The sequence below is a fragment of the Pedobacter sp. BMA genome (assembly GCF_001027745.1).
GTDB lineage: Bacteria > Bacteroidota > Bacteroidia > Sphingobacteriales > Sphingobacteriaceae > Pedobacter.
Genome location: NZ_LECU01000007.1, coordinates 386790 through 411290 on the forward strand (window position 1 = coordinate 386790; position 24501 = coordinate 411290).

Sequence of the window (24501 nt, forward strand, 5' to 3'; positions counted from 1 at the left end):
TTAATAAATTATTTAAATATAAAAATAATATTCAAATATAAGCAAATGAGCCATTCGCTTTTGTAAAATTTCTATGCCTTAAAATTGCTTATAGTACTATTTGGCAAGCAAAAGAATAATTAGATTAGAAGATAAAGAATTTTAATCAACAATATTTATTTTATTTGTAAGCATATTCTAATCAATTATAAATTTAAACCATAAACATGTTTTCTTTAACAAACAAAAGAGCAGTGGTTACGGGTGGCGGTAGCGGAATCGGCAAAGCCATTGCAACCGTATTGGCAAAGCAGGGCGCAGAGGTTCACATCATTGAATTGGGCCCTGAACAAGCCGAAAACACCTTGCAGGAAATTAAAAATGCCGGCGGTGCTGCATTCAGCTATGCCTGCGATGTGTCTGACCACCAGGCTGTAATTGATACTTTTAACAAAATCGGACAGATTAATATATTAGTTAACAATGCCGGCATTGCGCATATTGGCAAAGCCGATACAACCGAAGAAGCCGATTTCGATCGCATTATGCGGGTGAATGTAAAAGGCGCTTACAATTGTTTATATGCTGCAATCCCTCAGCTTCGTGCGGCTGGTGGCGGCGTAATCATCAATATGGCGTCTATTGCCTCGCTGATTGGCCTGCCCGACAGGTTTGCCTACAGTACAGCAAAAGGTGCGGTGAAAGCCATGACCATGAGTGTGGCGAAGGACTATATCGGTGAAAACATCAGGTGCAATTCCATTTCACCGGCCCGTGTGCATACCCCTTTTGTGGATGGTTTTCTGCAAAAAAACTATCCGGATAATATTGACGAAATGTTCGATAAATTATCTAAAACGCAGCCCATCGGCAGAATGGCCAAACCGGAAGAGATCGGTGCATTGGCGTTGTATCTATGCAGCGACGAGGCTTCGTTTATTACCGGCTGCGATTATCCGATCGACGGTGGCTTTACTACATTAAATAATTAATACTAAGCCCGAAGATACCTCACTTGATACTATATAAAAATTAAACAATATGAAATTAATACGTTTTGGAGCTGCAGGTGCAGAAAAACCAGGAGTGATTATAGATGATAAATACTATGACGTTTCAGGTTTGGTACAGGATTACAATGAAGCATTTTTTGGTGGCGATGGACTGGAAAAACTAAAACAGGATATAGCTACTGCGAGCTTAACAGAAGTAGATAAAGGTGTACGCCTCGGACCAGCATTGGCGCGTCCTTCCAAAATCATCTGTGTAGGCTTAAACTACAAAGATCACGCTGCAGAAACCAATGCACCTATCCCTGCTGAACCGATTTTATTCTTTAAAGCCACTTCAGCGATTGTGGGTCCAAATGATGACCTCACCATCCCTAAAAACAGTAAAAAAACCGATTGGGAAGTGGAACTTGCAATTGTTATTGGCAAAAAAGCCAGTTATGTATCTGAGGAAAATGCATTAGACCATATTGCAGGCTACGTGCTGCACAACGATTACAGTGAACGTGAATTCCAGCTGGAACGCAACGGACAATGGGTAAAAGGTAAAAGTTGCGATACGTTTGCTCCGATTGGCCCATTCATTGCCACCCAGGATGATATTGAAGATGTGCACAATCTTCGCCTTTGGTTAACGGTTAACGGAGAAACTTTACAGGACGGTAATACTTCAAACCTGATTTTCAATGTGCCATTTATGGTATCTTATATCAGTCAGTTTATGACGCTATTGCCGGGTGATGTGATTACTACCGGAACACCTGCAGGTGTTGGCTTAGGACAAAAACCAGAACCATGGTACCTTAAAGATGGTGATGTAGTGGAACTAGGCATTGATGGTTTAGGTTCAAGTAAACAAAACGTTAAAGCTTACACCGAAAACTAATGCAGAGATATTGCTTCACCCTCGATCTGATCGATGAGCCCTCCCTGATTGCAGAATACAGAAAACACCATGAAGCGATCTGGCCGGAGATACAGGAAAGTATTACTTCGGCAGGTGTGCTCGATATGGAAATCTACTTAAGCGGAAGCAGGCTGTTTATGGTTATGGAAGTGGGTGAAGACTTTTCTTTTGAAAGGAAAGCAAAGGCCGACCTGGAAAACCCGAAAGTGCAGGAATGGGAAACCCTGATGTGGAAATACCAGCAGGCCCTGCCCGGAGCTGAGCCGGGTGAGAAATGGCGGCTAATGGATAAAATTTTCAAGCTATAGATCATGATTGATACCCACGTACATTTCTGGAATTTTGATCCGGTAAGGGATAGCTGGATCACCGAAGACATGCAGGCGATCCGCAATGACTTCTCCCCTAAAAACTTAAGCCGGATATACAGTGACCTCCAGATTACGGGCTGTGTAGCGGTTCAGGCTAACCAGTCGGAGGCTGAAAATGAATTCCTGCTGTCACTGGCAGAACAAAACGACCTGATTAAAGGCATTGTCGGCTGGATCGATCTTAAAAACCCTGATCTTGCTGATCGCCTAAAACATTGGAGCAATTTTAAACTGATCAAAGGCTGGCGCCATGTGCTTCAGGCAGAAAATCAGGCGTTCATACTTAACCCGGATTTCATTGCGGGCATCAGGCAACTGAAAGATTTCGGCTATACTTACGACCTACTGTGTTACCACAATCAGCTCGATAGCATCATCAGGATGGTCGACCAGGTTCCTGACCAGGCCTTTGTCCTCGATCATTGCGGTAAACCGGATGTAAAATCGCAAGATTTAAAAACCTGGGCTGGCCATATTAAAACACTGGCAGAAAATCCGAATGTATATTGTAAAGTTTCAGGCTTGCTTGCAGAAGCCGACTGGAAGAACTGGAAAGAGATTGAAATTTTTAAATGCTTCGATGTGATTTTTGAGAACTTTGGTGCAGAGCGGATCATGTATGGCAGCGACTGGCCGGTGATGCTCATCAGCCGCCCTTACCAGGACTGGTTTCAGCTTGTGCGCAAATACACGGAAAGGCTGAGTGAGCAGCAAAGAAAATCAGTTTTCAGTGGTAATGCCAAAGTTTTTTATACGCTGTAAACCACGGAAATTTATCATGTTAGGACTTTTAAACAGTAAAATTCCTAAATAAACCGAATATAACAGATAGTGCAGGATGGGAAAATTAATATATAATATTAGTTTTCGACTTTAAAAGGCATCTGACCAAGACAATAGATTAAATAATGAGCAAAAAAATTACATTTCCTTACCATCCGCAATATCCTTCTGTTGCAGACTTAAGGCGTAAAGCAAAAAACAGAATTCCTAAGTTCGCATTCGACTACCTAGAAGGTGGTTGTAATGAGGGACTGAATTTGGCCCGTAACGAGAACGATTTTGATGATATTTACCTGAAGCCAAATTACCTGCGTGTTGGGTCAGAAATCGACATGTCGGTAGAGCTGTTCGGCCGTAAGTATAGTGCTCCGTTTGGTATTTCGCCAATAGGCCTGCAAGGTTTAATGTGGCCTAATGCTCCTGAAATATTAGCCAAAGCAGCAGCAAAACACGATATTCCCTATACCCTAAGTACCGTTTCTACCAGCAGCATTGAGCGCATTGCCGAAGTGTCGGATGGAAAGGCATGGTTTCAGCTTTATCATCCTACGGAAAACAGGTTAAGAGATGATATATTAAACCGTTTGAAAGCGGTTGAATGCCCGGTGCTCGTCGTATTGGTTGATGTTCCTGCATTTGGGTTGCGGTATAAAGAGATCAAAAGCGGACTATCCATTCCACCGAAGATGTCGATCAATAACATTCTTCAGGCATTTGCAAGACCACTATGGGGCATTAAAACCTTACAGCATGGGATCCCGTCTTTTGCTACACTAAAGCCATATATGGAAAAAGGTATGGACATGTCGCAACTGGGACAATTCATGAACCGGACTTTTACCGGTAAGGTAGATATCGAAAAGGTTTCTGCTATCCGCGAAATCTGGAAAGGGCCACTGGTACTGAAAGGCATTGCAACGGATGAAGATATGCAGGCAGCTATACAAATTGGTGTTGATGGAGTAATTGTATCGAACCATGGCGGAAGACAAATTGATGCAGGTGAATCATCGATCAATTCATTAATCAAACTGGCCGCAAATCCCGCTTATAAATCGAAATTAAAAATCATGCTTGATGGTGGTATCCGTTCAGGTGTAGATTTAGCCAGGGCACATGCGGTTGGATCTGAATTCAATTTTATGGGTCGCCCGTTTATGTATGGTGTTGGTGCTTTGGGTAACGATGGTGGTGAACACACGATTAACATGTTCAAAACACACCTTTACCAGATCATGCAGCAGCTGACGATTGAGAAAGTTTCCCAATTTCCCGACAGGTTGTTGGAGGTGTAATTAGTCCGAAGTCTTGAGTTCATGAAGCCAATGAAGTTCCCGCAGATCTCACTGATTTCGCTGATACTGAAATATTTCCGTCGTTAAAAAATAAACTACAAAGACACAAAAGAACACAAAGGGGATCATTATGCTTTGTGTTCTTTTGTGTCTTTTGTCGTAAAATTCTGTGACCACAGTGTTTTCGTGGTTAAAATAGATTACCTACTTCGAAAACTTATACGTTGTACTCGTTTTGTATGCCTGTCCTGGTTTTAACTCCGTGGAAGCAAAGTTTGGATGATTTGGTGCATCAGGGAAATGCTGTGTTTCCAGGCAAATCGCTGACCGGTACGGATATGATTTACCCCCTTTACCATCTTTATCAGCTCCGGTAAGAAAGTTTCCGCTATAAAACTGTAAACCCGGCTCTGTAGTATAAATATCCATTTTTATTCCTGTCACCGTACTCTTAACCGTAGCAACTGATGTTTTGGCATCATGCGCTTTCAAGGCGAAGTTATGGTCGTAACCTTTACCATACTTCAACTGCTCGTCTTTATCTTCAATGGATTTGCCAATTGTTTTGGCCTTATTGAAATCAAATGCCGTACCGGCAACAGCGGTTAACTTTCCGGTTGGGATCAAAGTCGAATCGACCGGCGTAATCGAATCTGCAGCAACGGTTAATTCATGATCAAGGATGGTATTGTTCCCTTCACCGTTCAGGTTAAAATAGGCGTGGTTGGTTAAGTTCACCACCGTAGCTTTATCTGTAGTGGCTTCATAGTCGATCTGCACCGCATTATCATCCGTTAAAGTATAAATCACTTTAACGTTCAACGTACCCGGATAACCCGCCTCGCCATCCTTAGCAACGTAAGTAAGCTCCAGTTTCTGAGCGTCTAATTGTTTGGCATCCCATACTTTTGAATAAAAACCGTCAGTTCCACCGTGAAGTGTATTTGGTCCGTCGTTAAGCTGTAACTGATATTGCTGGCCATTCAGCGTAAACTTGCCTTTGCCAATGCGGTTGCCATACCTGCCGATTAAAGCACCAAAAAATGGTTCTCCTTTCTTCCGGTATGCACCAATGCTGTCGTAGCCCAAAACCACATCCGTTAATTTATTGTCCTTATCAGGAACCATAAGCGAAACAATCCTTCCGCCATAGTTGGTGATGCTTACGCTAGCCCCGTCTTTATTTTTAAGGGTATACAATTTAACGGCTTTACCATCAATAGTGCTTTCGTATCTGGTACTGTCTAGTGCAGCGGTGTTTTGAGCAGCCTGACCTGTTTTAGACTGGCATGAATACAGGAACATAGCAGCACAAATGGCCGCAACCGATACCGGCTTAAGATATATTTTCTTCATAAAGATTTATTTTGGTTAAGGCTAAAGTAGGAAAAATATATTATCGTCATTGTAACGATTATCAATAATATTTGAGTTAATATTGAATTGACTTTATAACATCAGAAAAAATCGCATAATTTGCATCGGTTTGCAATGTTAGCAAATCATTTACAACAACCTAAAACGTTCTGCTTAAAAATGGCTAAATACCTTAACCAGAAACCTGTACTTGTAGCGGTAGACTGTATCATCTTCGGCTACGATGGCGAGCAATTGAAACTCCTGGTCATCAAAAGAGCTATCGAACCTGTAAAAGATAAATGGAGCTTAATGGGCGGATTCATCGGCGACGAAGAAAACCTGGATGGTGCAGCCAAGCGCATCCTTCTGGAGCTGACAGGCCTGCACGATGTGTACCTGGAACAACTTCACGCCTACGGACGCCCAGATCGTGATCCGATTGAGCGTACCATTTCGGTGGTGTATTTTTCTTTAATCGACATCAATAAATACAGCAAGCAAATTAACGATCAGTTCCACGCCGAGTGGTTTAAACTGGCGGAAGTTCCTGAACTGATCTTCGACCACAATGAAATGGTACAGGCAGCGATGGATAAAATCCGTTATCAGGCAGCCCTCCATCCTATTCTATTTGAGCTGCTGCCGAAGAAATTTACCATTCCGCAATTGCAATCGCTTTATGAGCAGGTATACGACACCCCTATTGATAACCGGAACTTCATCCGTAAAATCACCGCAAGTGGTCTTTTAATTAAGCAAACTGAAAAAGATAAGTCGAATTCCCGTCGGGGTGCTTTCTACTTTAAACTGGATAAAAACAAGCATAAGGCGCAGTTTCAGTCGTTTTTAAACTTTATACCGAAGTCGACTAAATAATTTTTATTTTTTTCAGCAACTATATTTTTAGAAATCAGGCAGTTGTATAGGGCTCAATAAAACACTTCAAATAAAAATAAAAAAAGATTTGCACGATTAATTATTATCTCTATATTTGCACCTCCTTAAACAACAAGGAAAAACGATTCCGTAGCTCAGCTGGTAGAGCATTACACTTTTAATGTAGTGGTCCTGGGTTCGAATCCCAGCGGGATCACAGAAAATAGTATCAAAACTACGTAAAAGCTTGCAAATCAAATGATTGCAAGCTTTTTTGTTTTAGTGGAAAAAACTAAAATGCTCACCGATTCTCATATTAAAAGTGTGTAATTCGGTGAGTAATTTAGGTAGTAAAAGAACTCACCGAATTATTTATAATCACTTGTTTAACAAGTTGTTCGGCCATCGAACATCTTGACGTTTTCAGACTGCAGGGCTAATTTTGTTAACCTTAATTCAGTTTATATGAAAACTAATTTTAGCATGCTTTTTTATCTTAAAAAGCAGAAAAACTACAATGGCGGTCATGTGCCAGTTTATTTAAGAATAACCGTTGGCGGAAAAAGGTCAGAAATGACCAGTGGGCTTGAGTGCGATCCTGAAAAGTGGAATACCAAATCAGGCAGACAGGATGGAAAAAAGGAAGATGTCAGAAGTTTTAATGCTCATCTGGATAATCTCCAGTCAATGATAAACCAGGCTTACAGGGATCTTTTTGATGCCGGCGAAGTTATTACAGCCGAAGGCATTAAGTGCAGATTTATCGGGCGGGAAGTCCGGAAGCATACCTTGATGGAAGGCATCAAAGTTCATAACGAGAAAATGGAAGCCCTAGTTGGACGTGAATACGCCATTGGTACTTTGAAGCGCTTTCAGGTCTTGGAAAGGCATCTTGTCGCTTTCATGAATGAAAAATACAAGATAACAGATATCAACATCAAAAATATTAACCATGCGTTTATAAGAGATTTTGATTTTTTCCTGAGGTCAGTAAACGGTTGTGCCAACAATACCACAGTAAGGTATCTGAAAAGTCTTGGTAAAATCCTACGCATTTCTTTGAGCTTAAAATGGATAGACAGCGATCCAATGTTTGGATACAAACTAAAGAGTAAAAACGTAGAGCGTTCATTTCTTACAGAGGATGAATTAACTAAAATTTCAGAAAAGCAGTTCTTAACCGAGCGAGTGAGTCAGGTAAGGGACGTTTTTATCTTTTGCTGTTTCACGGGACTTGCTTATTCTGACATAGAAAAGCTGAGCTTATCTAATATCAAAACAGGTTTAGATGGCAAAAAATGGGTTTATATAAACAGAACCAAGACGGGAACGCGTTCTGCTGTTCCCCTATTACCACCCGCAATCGCAGTATTAGAGAGATACAGCGACCACCCATATTGCGTCACAAAGGACAGGGCATTACCAGTTTCGAGCAATCAAAAGCAGTGTCACTTTTAAAAAGATTTATCTCAAATATGCCGAGATCGCAAAAGATGATGAGTTTTACAAGCGCGAGAGTCCGCTTATTTTACAGGTGCTGGGTGATTATGGAGTAAAAGACAAAGATATTGTCCAGGCTTTGTATTCCTTTGTATTCATGTGGCAGGAAGCAATGAAACATAACAACATAAGTTTAACCACTAATGAGTCATCTGAAACAATGGTCAATCGTTTTCAAGTATCCTTATTTAATAAAAACCTAGGAAAAGCAGATAACATTATAAAGCTTGGAAAAGATTCAATTGCAGATGCGCAAATTAAACTTTACGCTAAAAGATACAATAGCTATAATCTTTTCTATGCTAACATTACCCCCAGTATTAGTAACACTTCTTTCCATCATTATGAAAATTTGGTTGGGAACACATTAAGCGAAAGAAATAGTTTTGTACCTGCGGTCAAAATTGGTTTGAATTGGTTTAAAAGATACCCCAACGTAAGTGGAAAATTTCTATTGCTGACAATATCAGCTACACCAAAGAGAACAAATAGTTTGGATGATTTGACGCAGGTCAATTATAAAATCACCAAAAGCCACGTGAAGTTACCTGATACAACAAAAACCATTAACGAAGATGAAAGTGGCACCGCTTATAAGGGGAATTATAAGGTTGGGTTTGGCATTGAAACAAGCGCCGAATTTTATGCTGTTTTCACTAAACACCTGGCCATTCCGGGGATATATTTGAAACTTGGGTATTCTTTCGGGGAGCCTTGGATTAACCAAAGGCAGATTCCTTTTGAAGGTGGTTTGTTGTTCAATATTAGTTCAAAAACAAAAGATGCCGTAAATTATCTTTCATTAATTCCTTATGTAGCCTGGAGTAATTTAAAATCTTCCATTGATGCTGATGGTGCTTCAGTTGCTTTGCATGATAAATTTAGTTTTGGAGTGAAATTAGGAATTCCGGTCAATATTGGAAAATAGTCCAATAGATTGGATAAACCGCTGTTAATTGACCTCATCTTACCAAAAATATTTTACTCATAACACCCTTTTATTTAAGAGCTTATAAATTATTGAAAATTGGTGCAAAGGGGTCAAAATAATTGGTTTGTCCAATTGGCTTATCAAAAACGTGATATTATTGAAAGCAATAAACTTATCGGCTCAGGTGTTTACCGTAGGCGGTTAATCAAATTTTGGGCTGGGCTCGGGCTTACGGTTATTTCCTTTGGGGTGTATCAATATATAAGGCGCAAAAAATGAGCATATCCAGCAAAATGTTATGCTGAATAATTTTTCTGGTATATTTATCACACATGCAACAAATTAACCCAATCTTAACTTTCAGTTTTTTCCATAATTCACTGGTGCTTCCCAAAAAGGAAGTTTCAAGTATCGGCAGTTTTGACCGAAATGCAGTGATAAAATTCTTTGTTATGCTCAATGTAGCAGTCGAAGAAACAAAACGCACAAGAAAGACTCACGCTTTTGTTAATAATTTTATTGATGCACTGCCTAGCGGCTATAAACAAAATGCTTTGTCGTTTATCAAATCGCATTATCTAAGCACTGGACCTGTGGTAACTGAAATACTAGTTGATCTTTTAAATTTAGACGAGCCTGAAAATACTCAAATTGCAAATGATAATTCTTTCGCTTTACACGCCTTCGATACGATTTTGATCTACAACGAGGACCGGTATAGCGAAGTTGGAGTTGGGAAAAGGGATGATAGTATTGAGTTGATCTGGGAAATGCTGATTGCACAGGGTTTGAATGCTGAAAACGCCTCATCCTATCACCGGTCTGGTATATCAAAGCAATTGGCTTTTATCAGTTTCTTAAAGGAATTTCTTAAAGGAAGTTATCCCCTGTTTGAAACAGCATTATTGAAAGAGACTGGGTTTAAATCTATCTATGATTACCCACTGATTTTTACCAACCTTGTTTTGACCTACCAGGAGGCGATTGAGAAAGACAGTCCGTTGGTTGTAGTTCCCCCAGACCATTATCTTTACCAAATTCTTCACGTTATTGATGTCGTTACCTATGCGGATAATAGAGAGGAACAAAAAAGCCTTGCTACCGTTACCACTAAACCATTCATTAAGCTATCTGATGGGCTGTTGTATTTGACTGGCATTTCCAATTTCGGATTGATTACTGAGAAATGCTGGAATTTCTATCTTTTCACAAAGAAGTTGCTACCAGAGTCGCTCAAGGTGTCAAGATATAGTGATCTTCAATCGCTTTGGGGAAAGCATTATATTGAGCGGTATCTTATTCTTGGAATGTTACAGTCGCTTCAAAAAAGCGGGATTAGGGTGATAGGTTCTGACGATGGGATTTTCACCGATGTGACCATGATTGTTAATGAACGTGATGTTTATCTGTTTGAGATCAAATCATCCTCGCTGGTTAATACTGTTACGATAGAGAAAAGTGTTGAACAGTTTAAGTATTTCATTGATAAAAACTTCGTGGCTGAAAAAAAAGGAGCATCCCAGCTCAACAGGATTATTACTTTACTGGCAGAAAAAAGTCAGAGTGACTATAAAATTCAACAGCCCGTTAAAAAACTCAGGATTTTCCCGGTTTTGGTATATACTGAAAATCATCTCGTTAAAAATGGGGTGAATGAATATATAAATTTAAACGCGCCAAAGCTTTCTGAGGAGATTGCTCAGCAATTTCAAAAAATTGCGCCATTCACAACGATTCACTATGATTTTTTTATTGAAAATCTTTCTGAACTTAAGCGGGATCGAAATCTGCTCAAAACAACTATAGAAAATTATCATAGAAAGGTAGCGACTTCAAAAACGAAGTATAAGAAGTTCAATTCAACCAAAAACTATTACGATACCTTAATTAGCTTTGATGATTATGCAGCTGACGGTAAGCAAGGATTATATATGGAAAGCCACACCAATATTTTAGAAGAAATGAATAAGGTTTTCGATTTTCGTAAAGATGCAAATCATCAGCCTCAAAACAGGGTGCTATGACGCAGGCCTATTTTGCTTCAAAAATTGATGGTAGAGTGAAAGAATTTCATTAGGTATTTGGTCAGGTTATCCAGCGAAAAAAGGAGGGCTATACCAAATTCATTGTAGGGGCATTTACTGCACTTACTGGAAAGGACATGGCCAGCCAGACGTTAAGAGAGCAGCTTTTGGAGTCTTTTGACGAGATACTGAAGGATTACCGCTACAGGTCTGATACGGACAGGGTACTGGAGGAACTGCTCTAGAACAGGCCATTTTTGCTAGATTAAACAAAACTTTACAGATCTTATAGCTATGAATAAAATAAATCCTCTAGTATTGGCCAATCTTCGTTCCAGCTTAATGGGCAGGCTCAAGCTTGCACTTTTTAAGGAGATACTGGGCAAACAGGACATGGCACCAACTGTAAAAGAAGTTCAGCGGTACATTCACAGTTTTACCAAACAGCAGATCACTATCGTAGAGTTAGCGGTCTATGTGCTCAATGATGCCCGCTTTATTCTGGTCAACCATCAGCAGATGGCCCAGGACATTGGCATTGATGAGCTGTTTGCCCGGCTGGATAGATTCCCGTTGAAAAAACCGATCTTTTTCGAAGTGGAGAACTACCTGCCAGATAAGCCGATCGGCGTGATGGTCCATTGCCATCAGCTCAAAGGAGATATCGGCCATTTTTATGCTATTACTTTTATGGACGAAAACTATCCATCCCAGGTCTCCTACTTCGAGATCAGGGTAAGCCAGTTGGAACCTGAGCCGGCCTTCTGCTACTATGATCAAGATAGGCAGTGGGTTTCATCGGCAAAAACTGAACCCGGGATCAGCAAAAATCAGCCGTTATGGCTCTGCATAGAGATATTGAAATATCTGTCTGACCATTATACCGAATCTTTTTTGACGCTGGAACAAAGCTTGGAAAAATCTAAGAAGGCAGAATTCAAAAAAAGGGATTCAGCTCCTGACGACCGTGTTTACACTAAGCTCGTACAGCAGGTGTTTCTCGGAGAGATCTTATGCCATGTCGCCGAAGTCGATTTCGAGATGATCAGGCCCTTTAGTTTTGACGCCTGCTTTATGATCCCCTATTTTGAGATCCAGCAGGCCAAACGCAATATCGATGACCATGTGCAAAACGGACTGGTGGTGTACTGGAAAGACGGCGCATTTCTGACCAGCGATGACTACCTGACCTATATGGCCCTCCGGGTTACCGGGATCAGCAGGGTGAAGATCGCCGTTCTGGGAGACCAGGGGCTTGACAACGCCAAGGTACTACTGTCGGGCGGAGCTGACCTTTTACCCGGAGTACATATATTTGCCAGCCCTGGCATCGACCGGATGGACGAGGCTTCCAGAATGATGTATCTGGATGAATATGTGGCCAGGCTATCGGCAGTAATGAATCTAAAGGATCTCATCAAAAGCAGGTGCGTTGTATTTTCAGAAGACTCCAAAACCGGTATGTTGGAGGTGCTGGTGCAGTCGAACGGCTTTGACACAGAACAGACGACGATCATGTCCTACAGCAATTGTACAAAGATAGATCTACTGCCGCTGACGCTTGAAACGTTGAGAAAGGTGAACAAAGACCTGATCTTTATCGTACACAGGGACAAAGACTACCTCAGCGCCGAAAAATTGGAAGATCAGTGCAAGAAGATCACTGCCCTGGGAGCAATTCCCTTTGTAACCAAGGGTACCGACATCGAATCCCATTTTCTGGATCCAGAGCACATCAGCGCCATCATCCCTACTATATCCCTGGAATCGGCAGTAGGATTAGTCGAAGTCGCAAGGGAAAAAACCAGGGAGCTCTCGATCGAAAAAATGCTCAAGGAAAAATATGGCAAAAAGCATGAAATGCATGCCGCTGAAAAACCTGAGCTCGCCAAGATCTACGAAAGCGACCCGGAAAGGTACACCTGTGGAAAGGAAACGATGAATATATTAAGAAGCATGCTTCATTCGATCGTCAAGGGCAATAAAAACCTTTACGAACCTTCAGCTCACCTGGAATTTGCCCAATTGAAAGAGATCGCTTCCAGAATCTGGAACTACTGAGCGGTTATCAAACCTCTGTTCATTGAAACATGTACAGAGGTTTGCTACGGAAACGATCTGGTTACCGGCTAGTCTTTGATGCCTAAATCATCCATGCTCAGGTCTATGTCCTTTGGAGGCCTTAGATCCGGCGGCAGGATGCTCCTGAGTTTTTCCAATATCCTGTTTATCTTCTGGGTGTCTGGCCTGATCGAGCTGTAGTTCCCATACAGCCCATAGATGAGCTGTTTAGAATAATGGAAATACTCAGCGTTAAGAATTGGGTAGGCAGCGGCATACCATTTGACAAAACTATGGTTGATGTTGATGTTTTTGCCAAGCTTGAGCAGGCTACTGTTCGAAATGTCTACAAAGGTAAGCGGATCGAATCCCAGGACCATCTCAGGTAAAGGCCTGGACCTTTTGGTAACAAAATAGCGCAGGTGGCGGTAGCCGTCTTCCTCATAATCCTCTGCCTCGATATCGAAATTTTCTTCCAGGACATAGTTGATCAGGGTCTGGTAGAAGCGTGAACTGTGCGAACCAAGATATACCTGCAATCGTTGCGGAGATTTTTCCACGAGCTCACGGATCGTCAGCGTCCCTTCAACAGTGCTGACTTCGATGCGATCGTTCCAGAAATCTCTGTTATCCTCATAGAACCTGGACTCCTTGATATCCCCTGAGGTATATTTGACGTCACGTTCCAACTTGTCAAAAAAATGATATTGGTCGAGTTTTGGTTCCACATACAACAGGCCGTTTAATGCTCTCATCGCCGAGAGCATGTGCGCTATCGTAGGATAGGTCATTTCCCTGACTTCATTTCTGGAAACGGTCAGCTTCGGCAGCAGTTCATCCTGGAAATAGATCAGGCCTGTACAAATGAAATTGAAATTGTTCATATGTCCCCAGCTGCTAACGTGGTTGTTGATCAGTCCCCTGTTCAGCGCAAAAAGTTCGGATTCTGATGGGATCATGATACCATTATGGCTGAACCTAAGCGAATTGAGGTGATATGGGTTATAGTAATAAGGATAGGAAGTGATTTCCTTGGGAATCTGTAAATGTTCCATTAGGAAGGATACATCCAAAGTTTCCTGGTTTTCTGTGGAATTCGATCCGTCCTGAATCCTACGAGTACAACGGACCTTCATTTGGTTCTCTTCATGAGATTCAAGGGTAAAGCTGATTTTCTCGTCACTACCCAGCTCTTGTCCGTTGATATCGATATAGGTGATTACCAGCTGCCCTTTGATATTGGACGATAGCGCATCATTGGTCAGGTTGATCGGAAGTATAGAAACCTTTATCCCTTTTTCGAAGGGCAGATCAGTCAGCGTCCTGACGCGTTCGACAAATTCTTCTTCCAGGTCAAAGGACTGGGCTGTTGTCCATGGCTCTTTTGTCAGCAGCTCAAAATCACCCCCGACCTGGACACTATCGTATTTCACGGGAACTGGCGGTGCCATCAGGTATTTTTCCAAGTGCCTTTTGACATCAAAACCTTCATATTCCTTGTTCGTGGTGATCCTGACGGCTATCGAGGTACCTGCCTGTTGACGAAAACCGGTCTCCGGTCCATATTCAGCTGGCATTGGTGCCGGTATATGCCTTGCCTTTTTGCTCTGCAGGGTAAAGAATCCGTTTCTTCCCTCCACAGAAAGTCTATAGGGATTTTGCAGGTCATCCTTATGCAGGGTACTGATCTCGATTCTATCACCAGAGATGAAGCATGACAATAGTCCGATCCCAAAACGGCTTATCGGAACAAAATCCGCATTCACTTTTTCTTTGATGGCCAGCTTTTCGAGTTTGAACGAATCCGAGTTATAATAGGATTGTCCTTTCTTGAGCAAATGCTTTTCAATGATATCCAGGGTCATGCCCATTCCGAAATCATCAATCCTGATCCATTGGTAACCTTCTTGGTCGGTAAAATTGGAAACAACAATGGGCGAAGCCTGAAAACCCGCTGTCGTTAATCTCTCCCTGAACTCCCTGTGCCTGCTGGTGTCTATGGCGTTCTGCAGCAGTTCCCTCAGGAAAATATAATCGTCGTTATAGATCCCTTCTCCGGTCAGCAGTTTCATCACATCGTTTTCAGCGAGCGAAAAATGATAGTTGCCCGATCGGTAGTTTTTGCTTTTGATACCTTCCAGGTTCATTTCTTCTGGAAGTTCAAAGTCAGACCAGCGCGGGGAACAGAAATGCAAAAGCCTGGCACAGGCGTTGAGTTCATTTTCTATGATCTTCAAAAAATCGCGGATGCCCACTTCCACTTTCGGATGTTCTGGAACAGCAATAAATCGAAGGCCTGGGCGCTTGCCTGTTCTATCTATCGCAAACCCTTTGGCGCTCATATGTTTGCGCCACTCTTCGTTGCTGATCACTTCTCCAGTTCTTTTTGCCTTGTCCAATCCAAGAAACTCATATAGACCCCTTGGTGATCGGGTATCATCAAAATCAAGTATATCCCCCAAACGTAGCAGCAGGGCGCAGAACTTCAGGTCACATTTGCCCAAAAAACTGTTGCTGAACTTCAAGTCATCATTCTTAATGACATCCGCCGGCTCATTGTGGCTCTCGCAGACATTCCCGAGTTCGTCACGGAACGGCACCCCTTCCCAAACAATGGGTATTCTTTCATCGGCCTGCTGTAGAAATGGCCACACCCTTTTGGCATGTGCCCAGCGGCAGTACCAGTTGATTAGTTCCTCTGTAGGCTGCTTTCCGTTTTCCTCAAATTGAAGGTTGGCCGAGGTGTTTTCCGACAAAAAGTCCAGGAATTCCGGCTCGGTGACGATCTTTTGAAGATCCGCAGGAGAGTAGACCATTCCGATATCATGGTAAACTGCAGACAAAATGATCATCGCAGTTTCAAGACCTGTCAGTTCGTTTAGTCTGGGATCTAATATTTCCCCTATCAGGTGAAGGATATTATATTGGTGCTGGCTATTGTGCAGGGTATAAAACGGGAATGCCAAAGGAATACGCTCCAACAACGGCAGTGCATGTTCAATATGTTTAATCACCATGGACTGTTCATCAGGTTGGTCTTTGGTAACTTCAAGAAAGTGTTTCCAGATGGGCAGTGTGGCAAAAGGGTTCAATATATTATTCGGCATAAGGATCGCGTAATTTCAAATATCAAATATATCAAATTACGTATAATATCGAAAAGTCATAGGCAGACCTGGTTTCAAAGCACGGCCATTAAAACGATCCAAAACAACTTTTTTTATTTTGCAAAATTTAATGACAAATTGCACATTGACATGCTCTATCAACCTTTACCGCCAAAATTCTTTACTTAAATTTCAATAGGTGACATGACCTTTTAATGGGGGTATTGATCGTGAATGCTTCCTAGAAAGGGTTAACAGGAAAATAAGCTCGCAAAAAAAGTCCTACATTTCCTCACAAAGCTCCTCATCAATCAAAAAAGAAAAAACTATTTTTCAAGACACTGAAAATCAGAAAGATTATTTTCAAAAACCATTAAATCAACTCCACAAAGCATTTTATAAAACTGCCTTTAACGCCTATTCAGGCGTTACACTAAAAAATGGGGATACCAATAATTCTACTAGTAACAATCCTTAGTAAAACAAAATACAATTCTTAGGTTATATGCTATCCGAATACAAGCTTGAAGGTTTTCGCAGTCTCAAATCTTTATAGAAGTTAACGACTTCAAAAAATAAGCCAATTCTAAATCTAGCACCCGAGAATTGAGGAATTTGAAAACCCGTCTTTTTAAGCGGTGTAAAACCCTTAAGCGTAAAATTTAAAAAATAAAAAAGCTTAACCGCGCTGATCAAGCCGAACATTATCAGATAGATTTTGAAAAATTTATCTATACGGTAGATAACCAAAGAAAAGACCAGTTCTTTTAAGGCCCAAAGCATTGCAAAAAATAATATCGCCATACTGAAACAAACGTGACTAATTGGGTAAGATATAATCGGCAGATCAACCAGACCGTTTTAGCCGCCCGAAATCCTTAGCGATGTAAACAGCAACAAAAGCTTAAAAACAGCCATCTATTAAGAAAACACGAAGGTAGTGAAGACCCATGCCGGTTTACATGCCTAAAACCCCTGTACCTACGAACACAAAAAAAAGCGCCCAAAAAGCGCAAGGACCATCTCTGCAATTAGCCAAACTGGGTAAGACAGAATTCGAAAATTTTATCATAAACATATAAAAAACAGCAACATGGAACAACAACTCCTTTTCTCTGCCTTCAACTTCTTTTTAAAATGCATTTCAGCAATTATTAAAATTAATAATAACCAAAATCCAAGTAAAATGAAAAACAAGCCCAACAACACCGCTCTGGCGATTGTCGCCCTGGTAATCATTGCATTCTTTGCATTGTGCATCGTAGCACTGAGATCATAGTAGCTACATCTTTCTGGTCTCCGATATCCTAAGCGTTATCGGAGACCATTTTACCAAACCGTAACATCAATACCAGCATAATACTTATCTTGCCATATGAAATACCTTATTGACGCCTCAGCATTAAATGCAGAATTTAGCCGTTTAATGAATCAATATGACAAATACCATTGGATGGTCGCCTGGGCAGGAAAACCATTTCCGCTCACAACAGAACTATGCAAAAACACCAATAAAATTAGAAAGATAGTAGTTGGGCTACATTTTTACCAGACCCACCCGGATTTTATCGAGCAATTTATGGGGTATAAAGAAATCAAATTTATGACCATTTCTGCCGGCACCTTTCATCCAAAAGTCTACCTATTCTCTAGCACCCCTGAAAAATGGGAAGCCATCATCGGCAGCGCCAATTTTACCAATGCCGCATTCAGTGCCAATAATGAAGCAGGCATACTCATCACCAGCGAGAATGCCGACAAAGAAATGTATAATCAAATCAAAAAATCCATCGCAGATGCCTGGGATCAAGCAAAACACTTCGATAAAGACCTGCTAAAAGACTACTACAGATCATGGGAAAGGAATCAATCCAAACTCAAAGCCCTCTCCCGCTTAGAGAACAAACAAAAACCAGGAACACCTTATTTCTCTATCCCAATTGTAGCAACCACATGGTCTGAGTACATCAAACGCATCAACGATCAAAAAAAAGCGCAGATACAGGAGCGGATAAAAGTACTGGATTTTGTTCAGCAGTACTTTCAGGAAAACCAGAAGTTCGCAGATATGGATATTACTATTCAACAGCGGATTGCTGGATATAAATGGGCTAACCAATCAGCAGATTTCCGCCTTTTTGGGAATATGAATAATGCTGGCAAACTCAAACAGGTCATCAATAACAAACCAGGTCTTATCGGGAAAGCAATAGACATCATACCACTGAGCGGAGAAGTCACTAAACAGCACTATGAAAAATTCGTTGAACTTTTCCAAAAGGCAGTTGATGGCGGCAATAAATACCGTTCTGCAACCAGGCTACTTGCAATGAAAAGACCGGACGTTTTCTTCGCCATATCGACAGGGAACAACCAATTACTGGCAGATGACTTCCAGATTAAATCAGTTGGCACTATGAATCTGGAACGCTATTGGGATGAAGTTGTCGAGAGAATCCAGTCCTCACACTTGTACCAGTTCCCTAAACCCAAAAATGCCATAGAACAGAAAATTGCAGCCTATCGAGTAGCATTTATGGATGTGCTGTATTATCGACAATAATTAACACCTTACTAACCAGTATTTCTCAAAGACATAATTCACGCACACCAAGGCTTTTTATTCAAATTATAATGTTGCTAACCTTGAAATTAAAGTTTGCATTTCGCCAATAATGTTATTAACCTCTGCTTCATTTGCTGGATAGCTATCTGCAGTGTGCAAATGCTTATTGCGAAGATCCGCAATAGATCGTTGATACCTGCTTCTCTCCGATGCGGAAAGATTCTGCAAGGATTGCTCATTATGCTTTTGTAACTGAGAAAGATACTGACCGATAGACTTGGCATTATTCTTAATGTTGTGAAATTCTACAAACGCGTTTAGTGTCGAATCCAGTGCCCTGGTAGAATGCAGAACTTTCATCAGATTTCGTCTTCTAGTGGGCGATATGCCATGTACATCCACCACCTGGTGCAATTCAGCCTTTACTTTATTGAGATTCCCAATAGATAAATTCGAGTTAGAATTCAATAAAGCCACAATTGTATTAATTCTATTTCTTTGATCGCTCATAACTATTTAATCTGAATTCTAAATCCTTTTCACTATTGATGTTACCGATTAGCCATCCGAATAAACTCGCTAATCTCATAGGCTTCATTGGATCGAACCTGCTGGTTGGAAGTTCATTAAGGCTTAAACATTTTGCATCGTCCCTCTTCTTGAAAAAAGGAATCTTATCTTTCATGAACAATTCCGATCTAAGAACAAAATCATAATACGGCGCCAATTCTTCCAAATCTGGCTTTTTTGACAGGTTTTTAAATCCTATCAACGTGTTTTCGAACTCGTATATATTTGATCTGACTTTTTCGAATCTATCCTCCAAATAATTAAAATATTGGATTTTTTCCTTGTTAATAAATGGTTCCACTTTATCCTTGTCAAACTTGACTTTTTCAGCATAGACTAAATTGCTATTTTGCACCCTCGCCTGACGATCAAACAGCTGTTTTTGAGTACGTTTAAAATCCTTAAAATAGCTTATAGATTTTGTCTCTTTGAGAATAGATTTTAACCGCTTCAAGTCTGAGGGCTCAATAACTAGATCGAAAAAGTCCCGTTCAACACGATCAGTGTTTTTAAACTCCTTATTGTGATCCAAAACCAATGTCATAATTGTATTGGCAGGATAACCGATCTTTGAGTTTATCAAACGCAAGAGTAGTTTATTACTGGAGCCTAATTCCTCAGGTGAAGGGATAAACAAAGCTGTCAGACTTTTTGCATCAGAAAGTAAAATATCTGGGCCAGAATAGACGAAAGGATGATCTGGATTATTGACCCGAAAGTAATCCTTATTTATAAATTCATTAAAATTGGTCATTGAGCTTGTTAATTTTATGCTAAGCTAAAAATTTAAACAGAATAAACAATAAATGCTGTCCCCAAATGAACAACGTTGGTAATTAATTCCATTAAATCACTCCTTGTCTCAGCTTATAAACCAACTCCGTTTTATCATTCACCTCCACCTTCCTAACAAAGTCTCCGGTTTATGAAAACTAAAAACATTTTTTCCTCTCGGTTTGTGGTCAGTATAACGAGTTACCACACCTGTACTTTCATACACATATTTTAGAGGCTCGGCATTTACCAATGCTTTTAGTTTAGCAACTGCGTATTCTTTAGATTGTCCTTCTACAACAGTTAATCTATGACCTTCATCCTCATGTTTAGCTTCTATTATCCCCAAAGGTTTTTGATTGACGAAAAGGGATATAATCGGCAGGTCCAACACTGGTTTGATATTCTCTAATGGCTACTCCAATGCCTACACTAAAGTCAATATCGTTTCTTGACTGAACATGCCAGCCTGCCAAGCGAAGCATAGCATCTATCTGATCCCGAGCTTTTTGTTCGGGATTTCGATTGAGTTCGTTAGACATTAATTAGATTATGCAGTTTCAGACTGCTACAAGATAATAATTTATCAACTCCGTTTTTATGATTACCTAAAATAAAATATCAAGTTAGAGTATAATATTATTGATATTTCCGGTATTTACATGTATATTCGAACATAGCAATTGTAGCTAAAACGTATCGAAAAAAACGGTGAGTAATTAGGTGAGTACAAATCGAAAACCGTATAAAATACTATTTAAACGCTGATTTTAGCACTAGGTGCAAATCCCAGCGGGTTCACAAGTAAATCCTCTAACGAAAGTTAGGGGATTTTTTGTTTTATAGCTTTTTAGACCGAACACAGGCATAGCAATAACTTAACGTTGTGAACTTGTTACCAAAAAATGAATTATGTATTGATAAGCGTATAGCTGGTGCTTCGGCCACCGGCATCGGTTTTTTCAAGGACGCCTTTGTTAAGCAGATCCTGTATATCCCTTAAAGCAGTGTCTGCAGAGCTTTTGGTTATCTTTGCCCATTTAGACGTATTCAAGGAGCCAAAGAAATCATCTAAAAGAACGGCGATCATTTTTTGCTGCCTTGGATTGAAGACGGTTTCCCGGTGTTTTTCCCAAAATGCTTTACGCTGCATGATTGCAGACATGGTCTGTTCGGTCTGATCCATGGAATGGTTAAGGCATTCGAGAAACCATTTGATCCAGGTTGTGATGTCCAGACCACCTTTTTGGGTCCGCTCCAGCACTTCATAATACGCGGGTCTCTCTTTCAAGATCTCGGCAGAAATACTATAAAATCTGAGGGGGCTTTCATCTGCCCGGGCCAGTTGCATGTCGGTGATAGCTCTGGTGATCCTCCCGTTTCCATCATCAAATGGATGTATGGTAACAAACCAAATGTGCGCTACAGCGGCCTTGACGACCGGATCAGTATCGCTGCTTACATTGAACCAGTTAAGAAATTTTTCCATTTCTCCTTGCAGGCGTTCCGACGTTGGCGCCTCGAAATGTATGCGTTCTCTTCCCATGGGACCAGATCCGACCTGCATTGGGCCAGCATCAGGGCCACGCCATTCTGCTACCGTTATTTTCTGCATGCCGCTCCTGCCGGTCGGAAATAATGCAGCATGCCAGTCAAAGAGCCTGGATGTATTAAGTTCGTTTGAATAGTTCTGAGTAGCATCTAGCATCATTTCTACCACGCCCTCCACATTTCTCTCTGCGGGCACTGCTCCTGCCAATGCTATGCCTAGCCTTCTGGCAATAGAGGAGCGTACCTGATCTTCGTTTAAACGTTCTCCTTCAATTTCGCTTGATTTGACGACATCGGCAGTGAGTGTTTCAAGTAGTGCTTTTTCACGCAATTCAAATCCAAGTGCGCTCATTTGTCCCAGTATTTTGCCCTGACGGTGTCGCACAGTTCCCAGAACGGGTGATAGCGCTTCTAAATCCCAGGTAAAGTCGGGCCAGTCTTTTAGTTGATGAATGTACATAATATCCGCAAATGTGCGGTAAATATAATAAATATTCACTGCATCTCAAATCATTCACCGCAAAATTGCGACGAATAAAATTGTTATTCGCCGCATATCGTACAGGGATTTAATTTAATAAATGATAAATTACGTTGTTCCATTAGTTGCTAAATATGCATTGATTTAAAGATTTATCAATACTAGAAACAACTGCAATATTATCCGTACATCAAATAATTTAAAACCAGATACAATATGAAACATCACCTGTTATTTCTATTAGTACGCCAAAAATGACTACGATATACTTAAATACATTTGTTTTAGCTACACCCGAGACCGTATTCGATCTTTCAAGAAGTGTAGATTTACATCAGATTTCCACTAAGCAGACGCATGAAAAAGTAATTGCAGGAAGAATGTCTGGGCTAATAGAATTAGGTGAATCGGTGACATGGCGGGCAAAGCATTTCGGTTTTTTCCAGGAATTAACATCTAGAATTACTGCCTTTGAAATGCCACATACATTTACCGATGAAATGGTAAGTGGTGCATTCAAATCGTTTAAACACATCCATAAATTTGAACCTATGAATAACGGTACAAACATGATCGATATTTTCACTTTCGTGTCACCCTTAGGAATTCTAGGTAAACTTGCTGACTATCTTTTTCTGAAAAGATATATGGAAAACCTGCTAATCAATCGTAATTTAGTTATAAAGGAATATGCGGAAAATGGCGAGTGTGCGCTTAAAAATAATTAAATTTAAGCTGCAGTAAATGTAGCAAAAACGCTGGCAAGAAATGAAGGGGGATTCGGGAGGATTACCAGAACACTTTAGCATACAAAATATATGAAAAATCATCAGCTTAAAAATATTGATCCCGAAGATATAGAGGATTTACTTGTCAAAGTGGAGAAATCATTTAACATCAAATTCAAAGGTAGAGAACTTGCAGATGTTAAAAATTTCGGAGAAATGTGTGATCACATAGCAAACAAAATCAAACTTGATAACTTGAATGACTGTACAAGCCAACAGGCATTTTATAAACTCAGGGACGCAATTTCCGCTGAACTTAACATTGAAAGATCAACAATAACAAGCCAACAAAAACTTTCCATTATATTCCCCAGGAACAATAGACGCTCTTATTTAAAGAGAGTAGAAGTAAAATTAGGCTTTCAACTAAATGTGCTTACGCCACCAAGCTGGCAAACTTTAACATTGTTATCGATCTTCATTCTATCGCTGATTGGTTTTTTTTTCAGTTGGAAACTAGCAATTTCCGGAATTACATTTTCACTTTTGGGATTCTGGTTATCTGACAAAGCCGCAAATGAAATCGGCTTGGAAACAATGGAGCAATTAGTTAAAAAAGTAACTACAGAAAATTATTTAAAATCTAGAAGGAACCCAAAATCATTTAATAAAATTGAAATTGAAAAAATCTTAATTAATTGGTTTAGTACCGAATTCGACGTTGATAAGAGATTATTAACCAGAGATGCAAAAATAGTTTAGCACACTGTTACTTAGATATCCCCTTAATATGAGCTTTAGTGCTTCGCCATCAATGCGACAATAGAGTTCAAAAGAATATGCTGAAAGTGGGGCCTAATCAGATATTCCATTTCGGACCATCTTATGATGGTTAGACACTAACAAAAGCCACCTCAAGCCCCAGCATCACCCCCGCTGCCACCAATGTATTCAAGAAATTAACGGCGTCATTGCCAATAATTCCCTTCCGCTCCAGCAAAGCGCCCAATACGGAATCGGTAATATTACCTATCGTGCCTGCAATAACTATAAATAAAAAGCTGATGCCCCTGCCCCATCCAATCGCATAAATAACCGCGATTATAGCACTTCCTAAAATGCCGATCACGGTTCCTTCCAGGCTGACCACCCCGTCTCTACCGCAAGCGTCGGGCTTAAACGAAATCACATTGAAGAAGCGTCGTCCGTAAACCATTCCGAGCTCAGAGGAAAGTGTATCTGCTGCTGCAGATGCGAAAGCAGCAGCCATCACAGGTAATAGCAGCACCGAGTGCTGGGGATAAACAATAACTACTATACCAACGATACCGGCTGCCCCGGCGTTAGCAAGTACCTGCATCATATTCCGGCCAGTCCCAGTTTCCTCACCTTTAATTAACGGGTGCTTTTTATGCCGTTGCCAGGAGGTGGCAGCAGAGCCTAATATAAAAAAAGTCGTCATCATGGCTAATCCGGAGTATCCCGCAGCACTAAAAATAGTTATCGCAATCACAGCTCCTGTGAAGGCTGCCGCAACCGTCAGCTTTTTGGCCAGGATGCTGTAAGCCATGCCAGAAATTATGATGACAGGCATTAATATGCTAATATTATACATAACGAAAATTCAC

General features: G+C 40.7%; 22 protein-coding genes and 1 tRNA gene. 15 read left to right on the forward strand and 8 right to left on the reverse strand.

Going from position 1 to position 24501, the window contains the following annotated elements:
* The first annotated feature begins 206 nt into the window (after positions 1–206).
* The 5 genes from AB669_RS17965 to AB669_RS17985 all read left to right on the forward strand — a co-directional run bounded on the left by AB669_RS17965 (position 207) and on the right by AB669_RS17985 (position 4345).
* Entirely contained in the window at positions 207–971 is a 765-nt protein-coding gene (locus AB669_RS17965; protein ID WP_047800711.1) for an SDR family NAD(P)-dependent oxidoreductase, read from the forward strand.
* 49 nt (positions 972–1020) lie between these two features.
* On the forward strand, positions 1021–1875 hold the full coding sequence (locus AB669_RS17970; RefSeq protein WP_047800712.1) for a fumarylacetoacetate hydrolase family protein: 855 nt from the start codon (positions 1021–1023) through the stop codon (positions 1873–1875).
* A complete protein-coding gene (locus AB669_RS17975; RefSeq protein ID WP_047800713.1) occupies positions 1875–2204 on the forward strand; it encodes an L-rhamnose mutarotase in 330 nt (109 codons plus the stop codon). Before AB669_RS17970 ends, AB669_RS17975 begins: the two co-directional genes overlap by 1 nt.
* Positions 2205–2207: 3 nt before the next feature.
* Positions 2208–3029 (forward strand): amidohydrolase, encoded by an 822-nt coding sequence (locus tag AB669_RS17980; RefSeq protein ID WP_053058466.1) that lies wholly within the window; start codon positions 2208–2210, stop codon positions 3027–3029.
* Between the two features lie 146 nt (positions 3030–3175).
* Positions 3176–4345, forward strand: coding sequence for an alpha-hydroxy acid oxidase (locus AB669_RS17985; RefSeq protein WP_047800715.1), 1170 nt, complete (start codon positions 3176–3178; stop codon positions 4343–4345).
* A gap of 204 nt (positions 4346–4549) precedes the next feature.
* Here the strand turns inward: AB669_RS17985 and AB669_RS17990 are convergent, their stop codons facing one another.
* Positions 4550–5701 carry an aldose epimerase family protein gene (locus AB669_RS17990; protein ID WP_047800716.1) on the reverse strand — a complete coding sequence of 384 codons (1152 nt, stop codon included), beginning with the start codon at positions 5699–5701 and terminating at the stop codon, positions 4550–4552.
* A 180-nt stretch (positions 5702–5881) separates the two neighbouring features.
* Between AB669_RS17990 and AB669_RS17995 the strand changes: the two genes are divergently transcribed.
* The 6 genes from AB669_RS17995 to AB669_RS18020 all read left to right on the forward strand — a co-directional run bounded on the left by AB669_RS17995 (position 5882) and on the right by AB669_RS18020 (position 13096).
* Positions 5882–6580 (forward strand): NUDIX domain-containing protein, encoded by a 699-nt coding sequence (locus AB669_RS17995; protein ID WP_047800782.1) that lies wholly within the window; start codon positions 5882–5884, stop codon positions 6578–6580.
* A 144-nt stretch (positions 6581–6724) separates the two neighbouring features.
* Positions 6725–6797, forward strand: a tRNA-Lys gene (locus AB669_RS18000).
* Positions 6798–7045: 248 nt separating this feature from the next.
* The gene (locus tag AB669_RS18005) at positions 7046–8038 is read left to right on the forward strand and encodes a site-specific integrase (protein ID WP_047800783.1); all 993 of its coding nucleotides are present in this window, start codon (positions 7046–7048) and stop codon (positions 8036–8038) included.
* A 154-nt stretch (positions 8039–8192) separates the two neighbouring features.
* Entirely contained in the window at positions 8193–9008 is an 816-nt protein-coding gene (locus tag AB669_RS18010; RefSeq protein ID WP_156166777.1) for a hypothetical protein, read from the forward strand.
* A gap of 335 nt (positions 9009–9343) precedes the next feature.
* Entirely contained in the window at positions 9344–11035 is a 1692-nt protein-coding gene (locus AB669_RS18015) for a hypothetical protein (protein ID WP_047800718.1), read from the forward strand.
* 294 nt (positions 11036–11329) lie between these two features.
* Entirely contained in the window at positions 11330–13096 is a 1767-nt protein-coding gene (locus AB669_RS18020; RefSeq protein ID WP_047800719.1) for a hypothetical protein, read from the forward strand.
* A 68-nt stretch (positions 13097–13164) separates the two neighbouring features.
* On the opposite strand, the gene AB669_RS18025 is transcribed toward AB669_RS18020, so the two are convergent.
* Positions 13165–15558, reverse strand: coding sequence for a hypothetical protein (locus AB669_RS18025; RefSeq protein WP_156166778.1), 2394 nt, complete (start codon positions 15556–15558; stop codon positions 13165–13167).
* Between the two features lie 1738 nt (positions 15559–17296).
* Here AB669_RS18025 and AB669_RS18035 point away from each other — a divergent pair.
* A complete protein-coding gene (locus AB669_RS18035; RefSeq protein WP_047800722.1) occupies positions 17297–17482 on the forward strand; it encodes a hypothetical protein in 186 nt (61 codons plus the stop codon).
* Between the two features lie 96 nt (positions 17483–17578).
* Positions 17579–18766 (forward strand): phospholipase D family protein, encoded by a 1188-nt coding sequence (locus AB669_RS18040; protein WP_047800723.1) that lies wholly within the window; start codon positions 17579–17581, stop codon positions 18764–18766.
* A gap of 66 nt (positions 18767–18832) precedes the next feature.
* Here the strand turns inward: AB669_RS18040 and AB669_RS18045 are convergent, their stop codons facing one another.
* The 5 genes from AB669_RS18045 to AB669_RS18060 form a co-directional block, all read right to left on the reverse strand.
* Positions 18833–19279, reverse strand: a complete 447-nt coding sequence (locus AB669_RS18045) for a hypothetical protein (protein WP_047800724.1) — start codon at positions 19277–19279, stop codon at positions 18833–18835.
* Entirely contained in the window at positions 19260–20093 is an 834-nt protein-coding gene (locus AB669_RS18050) for a hypothetical protein (protein ID WP_047800725.1), read from the reverse strand. Before AB669_RS18050 ends, AB669_RS18045 begins: the two co-directional genes overlap by 20 nt.
* Positions 20094–20231: 138 nt before the next feature.
* Positions 20232–20462 (reverse strand): hypothetical protein, encoded by a 231-nt coding sequence (locus tag AB669_RS22365; RefSeq protein ID WP_053058467.1) that lies wholly within the window; start codon positions 20460–20462, stop codon positions 20232–20234.
* A complete protein-coding gene (locus tag AB669_RS22370; protein WP_053058468.1) occupies positions 20443–20655 on the reverse strand; it encodes a hypothetical protein in 213 nt (70 codons plus the stop codon). The genes AB669_RS22365 and AB669_RS22370 overlap by 20 nt, the downstream gene beginning before the upstream one ends.
* Positions 20656–21023: 368 nt before the next feature.
* Positions 21024–22124, reverse strand: a complete 1101-nt coding sequence (locus tag AB669_RS18060; RefSeq protein ID WP_047800784.1) for a Fic family protein — start codon at positions 22122–22124, stop codon at positions 21024–21026.
* Between the two features lie 275 nt (positions 22125–22399).
* On the opposite strand from AB669_RS18060, the gene AB669_RS18065 reads away from it, so the two are divergent.
* Positions 22400–22873 carry an SRPBCC family protein gene (locus AB669_RS18065; protein ID WP_047800726.1) on the forward strand — a complete coding sequence of 158 codons (474 nt, stop codon included), beginning with the start codon at positions 22400–22402 and terminating at the stop codon, positions 22871–22873.
* A gap of 90 nt (positions 22874–22963) precedes the next feature.
* Positions 22964–23635, forward strand: coding sequence for a hypothetical protein (locus AB669_RS18070; RefSeq protein WP_053058469.1), 672 nt, complete (start codon positions 22964–22966; stop codon positions 23633–23635).
* 130 nt (positions 23636–23765) lie between these two features.
* Here AB669_RS18070 and AB669_RS18075 read toward each other — a convergent pair whose 3' ends face one another.
* Complete coding sequence (locus tag AB669_RS18075; protein ID WP_197082433.1) at positions 23766–24467, reverse strand: DUF92 domain-containing protein; 702 nt, start codon at positions 24465–24467, stop codon at positions 23766–23768.
* Positions 24468–24501: the final 34 nt, after the last annotated feature.